10 protein-coding genes are annotated in these 14,280 nt (G+C 71.5%); 3 read left to right on the forward strand and 7 right to left on the reverse strand.

Translation table 11 applies throughout. The features are described 5' to 3' along the window. Nucleotides 1–35: 35 nt before the first annotated feature. Entirely contained in the window at nucleotides 36–2,840 is a 2,805-nt protein-coding gene (secA, locus tag ABZO31_RS12530; protein ID WP_406861237.1) for a preprotein translocase subunit SecA, read from the reverse strand. A 239-nt stretch (nucleotides 2,841–3,079) separates the two neighbouring features. On the opposite strand from secA, the gene ABZO31_RS12535 reads away from it, so the two are divergent. Both ABZO31_RS12535 and ABZO31_RS12540 read left to right on the forward strand, forming a co-directional pair. Continuing rightward, on the forward strand, nucleotides 3,080–3,652 hold the full coding sequence (locus tag ABZO31_RS12535; RefSeq protein WP_406861238.1) for a GNAT family N-acetyltransferase: 573 nt from the start codon (nucleotides 3,080–3,082) through the stop codon (nucleotides 3,650–3,652). Nucleotides 3,653–3,715: 63 nt separating this feature from the next. Beyond that, the gene (locus tag ABZO31_RS12540; protein WP_406861239.1) at nucleotides 3,716–4,912 is read left to right on the forward strand and encodes a winged helix-turn-helix domain-containing protein; all 1,197 of its coding nucleotides are present in this window, start codon (nucleotides 3,716–3,718) and stop codon (nucleotides 4,910–4,912) included. A 58-nt stretch (nucleotides 4,913–4,970) separates the two neighbouring features. Here the strand turns inward: ABZO31_RS12540 and ABZO31_RS12545 are convergent, their stop codons facing one another. From ABZO31_RS12545 to mtrA, 6 genes are all read right to left on the reverse strand, one after another. Next, complete coding sequence (locus ABZO31_RS12545; protein ID WP_406861240.1) at nucleotides 4,971–5,726, reverse strand: response regulator; 756 nt, start codon at nucleotides 5,724–5,726, stop codon at nucleotides 4,971–4,973. A 198-nt stretch (nucleotides 5,727–5,924) separates the two neighbouring features. Then, entirely contained in the window at nucleotides 5,925–6,614 is a 690-nt protein-coding gene (hpf, locus tag ABZO31_RS12550) for a ribosome hibernation-promoting factor, HPF/YfiA family (RefSeq protein ID WP_406861241.1), read from the reverse strand. Nucleotides 6,615–6,888: 274 nt separating this feature from the next. Next, nucleotides 6,889–7,674 carry a ComF family protein gene (locus tag ABZO31_RS12555; RefSeq protein ID WP_406861242.1) on the reverse strand — a complete coding sequence of 262 codons (786 nt, stop codon included), beginning with the start codon at nucleotides 7,672–7,674 and terminating at the stop codon, nucleotides 6,889–6,891. Nucleotides 7,675–7,896: 222 nt separating this feature from the next. Further along, the gene (locus ABZO31_RS12560) at nucleotides 7,897–9,669 is read right to left on the reverse strand and encodes an LpqB family beta-propeller domain-containing protein (protein WP_406865330.1); all 1,773 of its coding nucleotides are present in this window, start codon (nucleotides 9,667–9,669) and stop codon (nucleotides 7,897–7,899) included. 259 nt (nucleotides 9,670–9,928) lie between these two features. Next, nucleotides 9,929–11,935: an MtrAB system histidine kinase MtrB gene (mtrB, locus tag ABZO31_RS12565; RefSeq protein ID WP_406861243.1), complete on the reverse strand. Its 2,007-nt coding sequence runs from the start codon at nucleotides 11,933–11,935 to the stop codon at nucleotides 9,929–9,931. A gap of 2 nt (nucleotides 11,936–11,937) precedes the next feature. Beyond that, a complete protein-coding gene (gene mtrA / locus ABZO31_RS12570; RefSeq protein ID WP_009333493.1) occupies nucleotides 11,938–12,615 on the reverse strand; it encodes a two-component system response regulator MtrA in 678 nt (225 codons plus the stop codon). A gap of 431 nt (nucleotides 12,616–13,046) precedes the next feature. Here mtrA and ABZO31_RS12575 point away from each other — a divergent pair, with 431 nt between their 5' ends. Further along, complete coding sequence (locus tag ABZO31_RS12575) at nucleotides 13,047–14,279, forward strand: glycerophosphoryl diester phosphodiesterase membrane domain-containing protein (protein ID WP_406861244.1); 1,233 nt, start codon at nucleotides 13,047–13,049, stop codon at nucleotides 14,277–14,279. Nucleotide 14,280: the final 1 nt, after the last annotated feature.

Below are 14,280 nucleotides of genomic sequence, written 5' to 3' on the forward strand. Positions count from 1 at the left end.
GCCCCTCCGGGGCGGCCCTCACCAGGGCCTACGGCTTACTTCTTGCGGCGCCGCCCGCCGCCCTTCTGCGCCTTGCGGCGCTCCGCGCGGGTCATCCCGTCGCCGGCCGCGGCCTCGTCCGACGCCCAGTCGCCCTCGACGACCGAGCCGTCGCCGTCGACCTTGGGCGCGGTGAAGTGCAGCCGGTCCGGACGCTGCGGGGCCTCCAGGCCCTTGGCGCGGATCTCCGGACGGGCACCCGCCGGGGCGCCCTCCTTCGCGAGCGAGGTCTTCTCCGCGGCGTCCTGCACCGGGACCTCCTCGACCTGCTGCTCGACCTGGACCTCCAGGTTGAACAGGTAGCCGACGGACTCCTCCTTGATGCCCTCCATCATCGCGGAGAACATGTCGAAGCCCTCGCGCTGGTACTCGACCAGGGGGTCCTTCTGCGCCATCGCGCGCAGACCGATGCCCTCCTGGAGGTAGTCCATCTCATAGAGGTGCTCGCGCCACTTGCGGTCGAGCACGGACAGCACCACGCGGCGCTCCAGCTCGCGCATGATGTCCGAGCCGAGCTGCTGCTCACGGGCCTGGTACTGCTCGTGGATGTCGTCCTTGATGGACTCGCCGATGTAGTCGGCGGTGAGCCCGGCCCGGTCGCCCGCCTCGTCCTCCAGCTCGTCGACCGTGACCTTGGCCGGGTAGAGCTGCTTGAACGCGTTCCACAGCCGATCGAGGTCCCACTCCTCCGCGAAGCCCTCGGCGGTCTCCTGGCGGATGTAGTCGTCGATCGTGTCGTCCATGAAGTGCTGGATCTGCTCCTGCAGGTCCTCGCCCTCCAGGACGCGGCGGCGCTCGCCGTAGATGACCTCGCGCTGCCGGTTGAGGACCTCGTCGTACTTCAGGACGTTCTTGCGCGTCTCGAAGTTCTGGCCCTCGACCTGGGACTGGGCGGAGGCGATGGCGCGGGTGACCATCTTGTTCTCGATCGGCACGTCGTCCGGCACGTTGGCCATGGCCATCACGCGCTCGACCATGGCGGCCTTGAACAGGCGCATCAGGTCGTCGCCGAGGGAGAGGTAGAAGCGGGACTCGCCCGGGTCGCCCTGACGGCCGGAACGACCGCGCAGCTGGTTGTCGATCCGGCGGGACTCGTGGCGCTCGGTGCCCAGGACGTACAGGCCGCCGAGCTCCTTGACCTCCTCGAACTCCGCCTTCACGGCCTTCTCGGCCCGCTCCAGGGCGCCGGGCAGGGCCGCGGCCCACTCCTCGACGTGCTCGACCGGGTCCAGGCCCGCCTGGCGCAGCTCGGCCTCGGCGAGGTCGTCCGGATTGCCGCCGAGCTTGATGTCCGTACCACGGCCGGCCATGTTCGTGGCGACGGTGACCGCGCCCCGGCGGCCGGCCTGGGCGACGATCACGGCCTCGCGCTCGTGGTGCTTGGCGTTGAGCACCTCGTGCGGCACGCCGCGCTTGGCGAGCTGCTGCGACAGGTACTCGGACTTCTCGACGGACGTGGTGCCGACGAGGACCGGCTGGCCCTTCTCGTGGCGCTCGGCGATGTCGTCGACGACCGCGGCGAACTTGGCGACCTCGGTCCGGTAGATCAGGTCCGGCTGGTCCAGGCGCTGCATGGGCCGGTTCGTCGGGATCGGGACGACGCCCAGCTTGTAGATCTGGTGGAACTCGGCGGCCTCGGTCATGGCCGTACCGGTCATGCCGGAGAGCTTGTCGTAGAGGCGGAAGAAGTTCTGCAGGGTGATCGTGGCGAGGGTCTGGTTCTCGTCCTTGATCTGCACCCCTTCCTTCGCCTCGATCGCCTGGTGCATGCCCTCGTTGTAGCGGCGGCCGGCGAGGATACGGCCGGTGTGCTCGTCGACGATCATGACCTCGCCGTCGATGACGACGTAGTCCTTGTCCTTCTTGAACAGTTCCTTCGCCTTGATGGCGTTGTTCAGGTACCCGACGAGGGGGGTGTTCACCGACTCGTAGAGGTTGTCGATGCCCAGCCAGTCCTCGACCTTGGCGACGCCGGCCTCGTGGATGGCGACGGTGCGCTTCTTCTCGTCGACCTCGTAGTCGCCGGTCTCCTCGATGCCCTTCAGCGGGTTGCCGGGCTCGCCCTTGGTGAGGCGGGTGACCAGCTTCGCGAAGTCGCCGTACCACTTGGTGGCCTGGTCGGCCGGGCCGGAGATGATCAGCGGCGTACGGGCCTCGTCGACCAGGATGGAGTCGACCTCGTCGACACAGGCGTAGTTGTGGCCGCGCTGGACGAGCTCGTCCGACGACCAGGCCATGTTGTCGCGCAGGTAGTCGAAGCCGAACTCGTTGTTCGTGCCGTACGTGATGTCGCAGGCGTACTGCTCGCGGCGCTGCGCCGGGGTCATGTTGGCCAGGATGCAGCCGACGTTCAGACCCAGGAAGCGGTGGACGCGGCCCATCATCTCCGAGTCGCGCTCGGCCAGGTAGTCGTTGACCGTGATGATGTGCACGCCCTTGCCGGAGAGCGCGTTGAGGTACGCCGGGAGCGTGCCGACGAGGGTCTTGCCCTCACCGGTCTTCATCTCGGCGACGTAGCCGAGGTGCAGCGCGGCGCCGCCCATGAGCTGGACGTCGTAGTGGCGCTGGCCGAGGACGCGCTTGGCCGCCTCGCGGACGGTGGCGAAGGCCTCGGGGAGCAGGTCGTCCAGGCTCTCGCCGTCGGCGTAGCGCTCCTTGTACTCGTCGGTGAGCGCCCGCAACTCGGCGTCGGAGAGGTTGACGAAATCCTCTTCGATGGAGTTGACCTGGTCCGCGATGCGGTGCAGTTTGCGCAGGATCTTGCCTTCGCCTGCACGCATGAGCTTGTTGAAGACGGACACTGAGGCTGGTCTCCTTGCCGGTCGGGCCTGGCACTGGGTCTTGTCATGGACACTGGCACGGGCGCGGCAGGTGGTCCCCGCCGCACCGGCCATCGTAAGCGAGGAGGCCGCCGCACCGGGAGGTCCACCGGCTTCGATGCGAACTGCCGCCCGGAAAGAGAACGCACGAGGCGCTCGGAAGGTGCCGCAAGTCCCGAAAAGTGTTCGCATCGGCACCACGGCCCGACCACAATCCCGTCATGGAGCCCGTCACACTCACTACCGACCGCCTTCTGCTGGACGCGTTCGTCCCCGAGGACGCCGAGGCGGTGTACGCGAGCTGCCAGGATCCCGAGATCCAGCGCTGGACGACCGTCCCGTCGCCCTACGGCCGGAACGACGCCGAGTACTTCCTGAACGGCATGGTCCCGGACGGCTGGCGCAACGACACCGAGTACAGCTTCGCCGTGCGCCTGCGGCCGGGAGACCGCCCGGTGGCGGCCATCGGCCTGCACCACCCGAGCTCGGGGACCTGGGAGATCGGCTTCTGGATGGACAAGGAGCACCGGGGCCGCGGCTACATGACCGAGGCCGTGCTCGGCCTGGCCCGCTGGGCCTTCACCACGCTCGGCTGCACCCGCCTGGAGTGGCGGGCCGAGGTCGGCAACACACCGTCGCGCGCCGTCGTCGAAAAGGCGGGTTTCACCGTGGAGGGCGTGCTGAGGGCCGGCATCGCGAACAAGGGCACCCTGCGGGACTGCTGGGTCGGCGCGCTGCTGCCGTCCGACCTGGGGCTGCCGTCGCCCCTGCCGTACCTTCCGGCGCGCACCTGACCGCCGGTGTCCTGCCTTCCGGCGCGCGTCCGACTGTCAGTGCCGCGACCTAGGCTGCGAGACATGACGACCGTGCCGCAGCCGCGCCCCGCCGCCGAACTGTCCGCCGACGAAGCCCGCCGGATCGCGCTGCGCGCCCAGGGCTTCCTGGGCGCCCCGGACCGCCGGGCCGGGGTGCGGGGCGTGCTGCGGCACCTGGGCGCGGTCCAGCTGGACACGATCTCGGTACTGGCCCGCTCCCACGAGCTGATCCCGTACGCCCGCCTCGGCGCGGTCGGCCGGAGCACCGTCGAGGACGCGTACTGGACGGCTGCGTCCGACAGCGCGTCTCCGGCACGACCCCATGCCTTCGAGTACTGGTCGCACGCCGCCTGCATCCTGCCCGTCGAGGAGTGGCCGCACTTCGCCTTCCGCCGCCGTGCCTATCGTGCACGGCCGCAGTGGTTCCACGACCTGAAGGACGGCGCGTACGACGCGGTGATCAAGCAGCTGCGCGCCGCGGGGCCGCAGACGGCGACGGAGCTGGGCGGCGCGAAGAACAAGGGCGAGTGGTGGGACTGGTCCGAGTCCAAGGTCGCCGTCGAGCGGGCGCTGATGTACGGCGAGGTGGTCTGCGTCGAGCGGCGCGGCTGGAAGCGGGTGTACGACCTGGCGGAGCGGGCGATCCCGGACACGCTGCTGCACGACGACCTGGACGACGCCGAGTGCGTACGGCGCCTGGTGCGGCAGGCGGGCGAGGCGCTCGGTGTGGGGACACGGTCCGACATCGCGGACTACCACCGGCTCAAGGGCGAGCAGTTCGACGCTGCGGTGGCCGACTCGGGTCTGGTGCCGGTGACGGTGGCCGGCTGGTCCAAGCCCGCCTGGGCGGACCCGGCGGCGCTGGCGGCCGAGCCGCGCGGCCGGCACCGTACGACGCTGCTCTCGCCGTTCGACTCGCTGATCTGGGAGCGGGCGCGCACGGAGCGGATCTTCGGCTTCACGCACCGGCTGGAGGCGTACGTACCGAAGCAGAAGCGGGTGCACGGCTACTTCGCGATGCCGCTGCTCTCCGGCGGGAAGCTGCTCGGCCGGGTCGACCCGGCCCGCGAGGGGCGCACCCTGGTGGCCCGCCAGGTGTCCCTGGACACCGCGAAGGCCGTCGAGCCGATGGCCCGGGCGCTGCGCGAGGCGGCCGAGTGGGTGGGCTGCGACTCCGTCCGCGTCGAGCAGCTGAACCGCCCCGAGCTGACGGCCGCGCTCGTCGCCGCCCTGGACTGACGGCGGCCCGGCGCGGCCCGACCCGTCGCGACCCGCCGCGGCGGCGTCGCCCGTCCCGTCAGCGGATCTCGAGGATCTTCTCCCGCATCGCGTAGACCACGGCCTCCATCCGGGAGTGCAGCTGAAGCTTCTCCAGGATGTTCCGGACGTGGTTCTTCACCGTGTTCTCGGAAATGAACAACTCCTTGGCGATGTCCCGGTTGTTCATTCCGGTGGCGACCAGCTTCAGCACCTCCAGCTCCCGGTCGGTCAGCCGCGGCGCCGGCACCAGCCGGCGCTCGTCGGTGCGCTGGATCATCGACTTGAACTCGGTGAGGAGTTTCGACGCCATCGACGGACTGATCTGCGACTGCCCGTCCGCGACCGCGCGAATCGCGGTGGCGACCTCGTCGGTGGAGATCTCCTTCAGGAGATAGCCCGTCGCGCCCGCTTTGATCGCGTCGTAGAGGTCCGCCTCCTCGTCGCTGATCGTCAGCATGATGATCTTCGCGCTGGGGGCCACCTCCTTGATGGAGGTACACGCCTCGATACCGCCGCGCTTGGGCATCCGCACGTCCATCAGCACGATGTCCGGCAGCAGGTCGGCGGCCTTGTCGACGGCCTCCGCGCCGTCCCCGGCCTCGCCGACGACCTGGATGTCCTCCTCCTGGGCGAGCACGATCTCCAGACCTCTGCGGAACAGGGCATGGTCGTCCACCACCAGGACGCGGATCGGCTCCTTGCGGGACTCCCCGCTGGCCGGATCCGGTCCCTCCAAGGTGGCCGCGCCGTCGGGCATTCGCCCGCCGTGCACAGGCCCGAAGCTGTTCGCCATCGTTCCGCCCCCTGAAGGCCGTGGCCTGAAGTACGTGTTCGGTCGGCCAACCGCAGCCCACGGAGCACCGGTTGGCGTGCTGGCCATGATTCCATGCCCGGGCGACACTGCGGTGATCCCGTGGCCGCACGAGGGTGCCCCTGGGGGCGCACAGGGCGTTCCAGGGGCACCGAGAGGGTGACTGTGAGTCGGCCGCCGTCAGCCGCCGAGCGCTCCGCCGGCACCGCCGGCGTCCTCCCCGGCGAGCGGGTCGGACTCCAGGTGGATCACACCGTAGTCGTACGCGTGTCGCCGGTAGACCACGCTGGGCTGCTTGTTGTCGGAGTCGACGAACAGATAGAAGTCGTGCCCGACCAGCTCCATCTCGTAGAGCGCCTGGTCGAGCGTCATGGGGGCGGCCTTGTGGGTCTTCTCCCGGACCACCAGCGGCCCTTCGCCCTTCACCTCGACGGTGCCCATCATCGTGGTGGGCACTCCGTCCAGCTCCTCCGTGGGGACCGGCTCGCCGCTTCCGTTCAGAGTGGCCACGTCCGGGACCACCTCCGGTACTTCGGCCGCCGACAGCCGTCCGTTGCCACGGCGCGTGGACCTCTTCGAGTGCTGCTTGCGCAGCCGCGCCTCGAGCTTGCCGTGGGCGAGGTCGAGCGCTGCGTACGGGTCGCCTGCTGCTGCTTCCGCCCGGATGACCGGGCCTCGGGAATGGACGGTGATCTCCACGCGGTCCGACCGGTCGGCCTGCCGCGGGTTGTGTTCCTTGGACACCTCGACGTCGAGGCTGATCACCTTGCCGTCGAGCTTCTGGATCTTCTCCAGGTTCAGCTTCTCGGCCACGTGCTTGCGGAACCGCTCGGGCACCTCGGTCTTGCGGCCCTTGACGACGATGTCCACGCAGAACTCCGTTCCCGGATCGCTCAGGTCGGCTCTGCTGCCGCTGAGCATCTCCCTTTGCACCAGGCCCCGGTCTATCGCCGGAGCCTCGGACTGGCGACTTTGACCCTCCTCCTCCCCAGTCGGCAAGATCCCCACCCCACCAACCGGAGGTTAATTCGCCTTGAACTCCTGTCCTGTAGGCGCACTCCTGCATTCGCTGAGGCGTAGCATTCGCTTTCCTCTCACCCGAACATAGCTCGCTCGGACGGGTGTCGGCACCTGCTACCAGCACTTACCTCCGAAGAGGTCTTTTTCCCCTCTCACCACCTGCAACGTTGCGTGTTCCCAGGTAGTTCCGGTTTATTTCGAACGGACGGGGAACGGCGGCCACGACGGCTGCCCTCGAACGGGTGAATCCATCGACGGACGCGCCATGAACGGCACTCAGTGCCCGGGCCGCCTCCGTCAGCGTGGCACCGGTGGTCATCAGGTCGTCGACGAGCACCACCTGCCCTGCCCCGAGCAGCCGTTCACCGCCGGGCACGACCTCCAGCGCGCCGCGCATGTTGACGCTCCGGGCACGGGCGCCGAGCCCGGACTGGTCGGCCGGCTCACGGTGCTGGCGCAGGACGGGAAGCACCCGGGCGGGCCGGCCGGAGCTCCGCAGCCGGGCGGCCGCGGCCCGCGCGATCCGGCGGGTCGGATCGTGGCCACGCGCCCTCACGGCGCGCCGTGAGGAGGGCACCGGTACAAGGAGCAGAGGTCCGGCCCCGGCGGCGGCACAGGGCCCGGCAGCGGCCCGTACGGCCCCGGCCAGTGCGCACCCCAGGGGGCCCGCGAGCCCCAGCGCACCGCGTTCCTTGTGGGCGAGCAGCACGGCGCGCACCGGGCCTTCGTACGGCGCGGCGGCATGGACGGCCGGCAGCCCGGCGGGCTCGGGGGTCGGCCTCACCCGGCGCGCGGCCGAGCCGTGCAGCGCCCGGGCACAGGACGCGCACAGCGGAGTACGGGCGCTGCCGCAGCCCCCACAGGCGACCGGCAGCACCAGCCCGGCGATCTCGCGCCACCAGTCCCGCATGACCCCACTGTCCGCCGGTACGGGGAATCCGGCCACCGCTGTGGAAAACCGGCCGGGCCGGCCGTGTGCGGCGGGCGTTCGCGACCCTCCGTGCCACGCACCGGCCTGTTCGATTCCGGTGCCGGTGGGGTGGGCCCGGCGGCCGGAAGAAGCCGCACTCCTCCTTCGGGCCGGGCGGCCGGAACAAACCTGCCGCCCGTCCCCGTACGAGTGACGCCCCGGCTACCCCGGATAGACGGGTGACGCGCCGGCCTTGATCATCGGCTGCCAGCTCGCGCCGGGCGCGAGCCGCACGATGCCGTCGCTCTGCGAGTTCGCCACGACCGGCGAGCGGTCGTCGTGCGGCGCGGCGACCTCCTTGACCTCGTTGAGGCCGGGCAGCACCGAGGTGGCCGACGTCGAACCGTCCGTCTGGATGTACCGGACCTGCTCCACGCCCCCGGCCTCCTTGCCGACCACCACGAGCCGGCTGGGACCGGCCCAGGAGACCGCCGAGACGGACTCCAGGCGCGGCGCGGCGAACTGCGGGTCGACCACGGACACCACCGGCCGGCCCCCCGGCCCCTCCTGCCGCTCGATCCGGCCGATCTGCAGCGTCGTACGGCCCTGTTCGTTCAGCAGCAGCGCGACGCGGACGCCGTCCGCGGAGACCCGCAGCGCCTCGACGCGGGTGCCGCTGCCCAGCCACGGGGTGCGGACCGGGACCGCCGTGCCCTCGCCGTCCGGCACCATCAGCAGCTGCGGCTTGAGCGGGTTGCGGTCGGCCACCCACAGGTCGCCGCGGCCGTCCCAGCTCGGGGCGGACAGCCGGTCCTGGGGCCGGACCGCGGAGCTGATCACCTTGGCCGGCTTCGGCTCGTGGTCGGAGATGATCGACGCGACGCGCAGCTGGCGGCCGTCGTGGCTCACCCCGGCCGCCCGGCTCTCGTCCCGGGACACGGCGACGGACCGCAGCGGCGCGAGGCCCTTGCCGAACGGTCCGAGCGTTGCGCTCGGACTGCCGACCTCCTTGCCGCCGGTGGGCAGCATCATCAGCGTGCCGTGACCGTCGACGAAGAACGCGTTCTCCGCCCTGCCGGACTCCCGGACCGGCGCGAACTCCTCCGCCTGCGCCTTGCTGCCCACGCACAGCTGCGAGCCGTTGGAGCGCTGCAGCTCGACCTGCTCGATCCGCACCGACTGCAGGTCGGCGAGCGTGAACAGCAGCTGTGCGGCCATCCGCCGGCACTGCTCGCGGCCCACGTGCTCGGCCTTGTCGTTGAGCGGCACCTTGAGGGTGCTCTGGTCGTCCGTGGCGAGGGTGGTGACGCCCTTCTTCAGCGCCGTACCCGTCGGGAAACGCGAGTCGACGACCGGCTTCAGCCAGTTCGTCGGCCCTTCGAGCAGCGCCTTGACGGTCTGCGCCACCGGATCCATGCGGGTGACCGGGTCCTGACGGTTGCGGATGTAGACCGGGTCCGCGACCACCCAGTCCTCGCCGGAGGCGAAGTAGTACTTGTTGATCGACCGGTAGTTGCGCTGGAAGTCGGACTCGCTGAGCACCAGGCCCGGCGGCAGCCGGTCGATCCGCCACTCCTTGCCGTTGCCCTTGCCGTCCTCGGCGTCCACCTGCACCAGGTGGATGGAGCGCGAGAAGTCGGCAGGGCTCATCGGCTGGTAGGCGTGCCGGGCGTCGACCGTCGCGATCTGCGTTCCGGAGATCGGGTACGTGAGCTCCCGCGCGTCCCGGTCCTCCGGCTGGTCCGACTGCTTGCGGTCGGGCGCGGTGGAGAGCACGGTGATGCGCTCCTCCGGCTTCCAGGTGAGCGCGGCCTCCTCGGTCAGGTACTTGCGCGCGGTCGCGAATCCGGCGTCGTCACTGGTCATCGCCTCCAGGAAGCCGTCGACGATCTCGTCCGGCGCGGCCCCTTCGCGCGGCTGCACGGCGTACACCCGTACCTGCGAGTCCCCCGGATTGGAGGCCCGCACCTGGCGCACGTCCCCCCGGTCCGGCATGCCCGCGCACCCGCTGGCCAGCACGCCGCCGACAGCGAGCACGACCGCACTGCGCGCGACACCCGCGCCCCGTCCTGGCCGCCCGGCGTCCGGCGCGGACCGAGGCCGCGGCACGACGGCACCACGCCAGGACCGCACGCCGTCCGCAGCACCCGGGGCCCGAGCGCCGCCGTCGGCGCGTACGAACCCCCGCTCGCCGTTCGCCCCGCCCTGACCGTCCTGCGTGCCGCCGGCCGGGCTCGGGGCCCGGCGTCCGGTGTCAGCCCCCACTGGTGGTGTCCTCCCGCTCCGCCGCCGACGGCGTCCTCGTCACCTCACTGCCCTCGCCGCCCGTCCGGGCGACCACCCGGGACACGCCACCGGGCAGCGCCGTCGGGTCGGCCACCTCGCGCGGCAGCCGCGGCGGGCCGGGCAGGCCGACGGGCATGGTCAGCCCGGGGCGCTCGCCGCCGGGCTGGGCGGGCACGGCCGGCCGCCGGTTGCGGTCCGCTCCGTCCCGGGGCTCCGCGGCCTGCTCGCGGTTGCGCCGCGAGTCCTCGGGCTCCAGGGGTATCGGGGAGCCGCGCAGCGGCTCGTCCGCGGTCCGCGGCAGCGTGAGCCGGAACTGCGAGCCGCCGCCCGGCTCGCCCCAGGCCTGCAGCCAGCCGCCGTGCAGCCGCGCGTCCTCCACCGCGATGGACAGGCCGAGACCGGTACCACCGGTGGTACGGGCGCGAGCCGGGTCGGCGCGCCAGAAGCGGTTGAAGACCCGCGTCGCCTCGCCGGGCTTCAGGCCGACGCCGTAGTCCCGCACGGCCACCGCCACCGCGCCGCCGGCCGAGGCCAGGCGCACGATCACGTCCTTGCCGTCGCCGTGCTCGACGGCATTGACGACCAGGTTGCGCAGCACGCGCTCGACCCGGCGGGCGTCCGCCTCGGCCACGACGGGCTGCTCGTCGCCGACGACGACGATCCGGCCGCCCTTGCGCTCGGCCAGCGGCGCCGCGCCGCCGATGACGCGCCGCACGACCTCGCGCAGGTCTATCGGCTCGGCCTCCAGCGCGGCCGCGCCCGCGTCGAAGCGGCTGATCTCGAGCAGGTCGGCCAGCAGCGACTCGAAGCGGTCGAGCTGGTCGCCCAGCAGCTCCGCGGAGCGCGCGGTCACCGGATCGAAGTCGCTGCGGGCCTCGTGGATGACGTCCGCGGCCATCCGCACCGTCGTCAGCGGGGTGCGCAGCTCGTGCGAGACGTCGGAGACGAACCGCCGCTGCATCCGCGACAGCTCCTCCAGCTGCTGGATCTTGCCCTGGAGGTTCGCGGCCATCTTGTTGAACGCCTCGCCGAGCCGCGCGATGTCGTCCTCGCCGGTGACCTTCATGCGTTCCTGCAGCCGGCCCGCGGAGAGCCGCTCGGCGATGCCCGCGGCCATCCGCACGGGTGTGACGACCTGCCGCACCACGAGCCAGGCGATCGCCCCCAGCAGGACGACGACGAACAGCCCGGCGGTCGCCAGGGTGGTCTTGACCAGGGCGAGGGAGTCCTCCTCCTGCGCCAGCGGGAACAGGTAGTACAGCTCGTACTGGGTGCCCTCGCGGTCGTTGAGCCGCTTGCCCACGACCAGGCCCGGCTCGGACGCCTTGCCGGAGGCGTAGTGGATCCGCGTGTACGACTGGAAGGTGCCCGCGCCCTGCGCCACGGCGTGCCGCAGGTCCACGGGAATGCTGGTGGTGGGGTCGACCTCGCCCGAGGCGCGGGCGCCGCGGCTCGCGGTCCCTTCGGACTCGAGGCTCAGCGCGACCACGTTGTAGGCGCTCTGCCCGCCGCTGGCGAGCATGGCGACCAGCTCGGACCGCCAGTTCACCGAGGAACCGGCACGGCCGCCGTCCTGGCCGCCCGGCGCGGTCGCGGTGCTCGCCCGGTCCTGCGCAGCGGCGAAACCACCGGCGGCCTGGCTCTGGGCGGCCCTCTCCTTCGCGTCGAGCAGACCGTTGCGCACCTGGCCGATGACGACGATCCCGAGCAGCAGCACCACGCCGAGCGACATCAGCAGCGTGGCCGCGACCACCCGCAGCTGGATGTTCCGCCGCCACAGCCGTACGGCCGGCAGCAGCGGCCGGCGCACCCAGCGCATGACGAGACGGAGCACCGGTCCACCCGGTGCCCTGTCCTGGAGCAGCCGCCCGCCGAGCGGACGGCCGAGCCTGGAGGGGCCGCGCCTGGGCCCGGCAGTCCGCCCCGTACGGACTCCCGGCTCCCCGGGCTTCGGAGCAGCACTGCCTACGCTCATGATCAGCTCGGTCCGGCCTTGTAACCGACGCCTCGGACGGTCACGACGATCTCCGGCCGCTCCGGGTCCTTCTCGACCTTGGAGCGCAGCCGCTGGACATGCACGTTCACCAGCCGGGTGTCGGCCGCGTGCCGGTAGCCCCACACCTGCTCGAGGAGGACCTCACGGGTGAACACCTGCCACGGCTTGCGGGCGAGGGCCACCAGGAGGTCGAACTCGAGCGGCGTCAGGGCGATGGACTGCCCGTCGCGCTTCACCGAGTGGCCGGCCACGTCGATGACGAGGTCGCCGATGGCGAGCTGCTCCGGGGCGGGCTCCTCCGACCTGCGCAGCCGCGCCCGGATACGGGCGACGAGCTCCTTCGGCTTGAACGGCTTGACGATGTAGTCGTCGGCCCCGGACTCGAGACCCACGACGACGTCGACGGTGTCGCTCTTGGCGGTGAGCATGACGATGGGCACGCCGGACTCGGCGCGGATGAGCCGGCACACCTCGATGCCGTCCCTTCCGGGCAGCATCAGGTCGAGCAGCACCAGGTCAGGCTTGGCTTCCCGGAAAGCGGCGAGTGCCTTGTCTCCGTCCGCCACGAACGACGGCTCGAAGCCCTCGCCCCGCAGCACGATCCCGAGCATTTCGGCCAGTGCGGTGTCGTCATCGACGACGAGAACGCGTCCCTTCATATCGACATCATCCCATTTCCGTATCAGTCTCAAGGTGGCTGGTGAGATAGCTCACTGGCCGGCACCGACGATCCCCTTGATCATCCGGCGCCGGTCACCTCGTGCGTGGGTGTCGACGTCAGGCGTGCAGGTCACCCCGTGGCCCCCGTGGCCGGCCAGCACCGTACCCCGACCTGCCGGAAGATCACCGCTCCTTCACCCACCCCTCTTCTCCCCTCTACCCGTGAGTTTGTACGGACTGGTCGCTCTCCGCCCCTTCTGCACCCGGTGACCTGCGAGACCGAGCCGGCCAGGAGATCCCCGGGCCCGCCCGCTGGCGGGCCCCGCGTGGCACGATGGCAGCCGGCCGGCCGCCCCGCAGGGCTGCCGGGCGCTGAGACCGGGCCGGCTCGGTGAGCCGGCCCCGCGACCGAAACTCGAGGTGGACGACCGTGAACGACACTCCGGGCTGGGCCTCGCCCGGATCTGCGCCCTCCGACCCCTCCGACGGCCGCGAGGACACCGCGATCCCGCGGCCCGCCGGCCCCGCCGACGCGGACGAGCCCGGTGCGAAGTGGTCGAAGGAGCAGCCGCCCGCGGCCCAGTGGTCGCCGCCGACCGCCCCCGCAGGGGGCGGCGGTCCGGTCCCGCCGCAGCAGCCCCAGCAGAACTGGGGCGGCGGCTGGGGCGCCCCGGCGCCCACGGCCGCCAAGCCCGGAGTGATCCCGCTGCGCCCGCTCGGCATCGGCGAGATCCTCGACGGCGCGGTGTCGACGATGCGCACCCACTGGCGTCCCGTACTGGCCATCTCGATCACGGTCGCGGTGATCACCCAGCTGGCGACGATCCTGGTCCAGCGCTTTCTCGTGCCGACTCCGCAGGACTTCGATCCGGACGCGTCTCCGTCCGAGGCGCTGGCGCAGACCGCCGACAGCGTGCAGGCCTCGCTGCTCGGCAGCGTCCCGGCCCTGCTGTTCACCCTCGCCGCCACGACGGTCAGCTCCGCCCTGCTCACCATCGTGATCAGCCGCTCCGTCCTCGGCCGCGGAGTGACGGTGGCGGACGCGTGGCACGAGGCCCGGCCCCGGCTGCTGCCGCTGCTCGGCCTCACGCTGATCCTGCTGACCATGGTGGTGGCACCCCTGGCGATCGGGCTGACGCCCGGCGTGCTCATCGGCGGTGTCGGCGGCGCGGGGCTCGCCACCCTCGGCGGCCTGGCCGCGATCCCCGTCGTCGTCTGGCTCGCCATCCGCTTCAGCCTGGCCTCGCCGGCGCTGATGCTGGAACGCCGCGGCGTCATCGAGTCGCTCAAGCGCTCCGCGAAGCTGGTCAAGGGCTCCTGGTGGCGGATCTTCGGCATCACGATCCTGGTAGCGATCCTGACCTGGCTGATCACGATGCTCATCAGCCTGCCGTTCGGCCTCGCCGCCCTCCTGTTCGACGGCGACTTCATCGGCAGCATCATGCGCGGCGAGACCCCCGAGTACAGCTGGGGCTTCCTGATCGTCACCGGCATCGGCGCGGTGATCGGAGCCGCCATCACGTACCCGATCTCCGCCAGCGTGGTCGTCCTGCTCTACGTCGACCAGCGCATCCGCCGCGAGGCCCTCGACATCGAACTCGCCCGGGCCGCGGGCCTGAGCGGTCAGTCCCCCGCCCCCGGCGGCCAACCCTCCGGGAGCTGAC

This window comes from Streptomyces solicamelliae, from assembly GCF_045348655.1.
Taxonomy (GTDB): Bacteria; Actinomycetota; Actinomycetes; order Streptomycetales; family Streptomycetaceae; genus Streptomyces; species Streptomyces solicamelliae.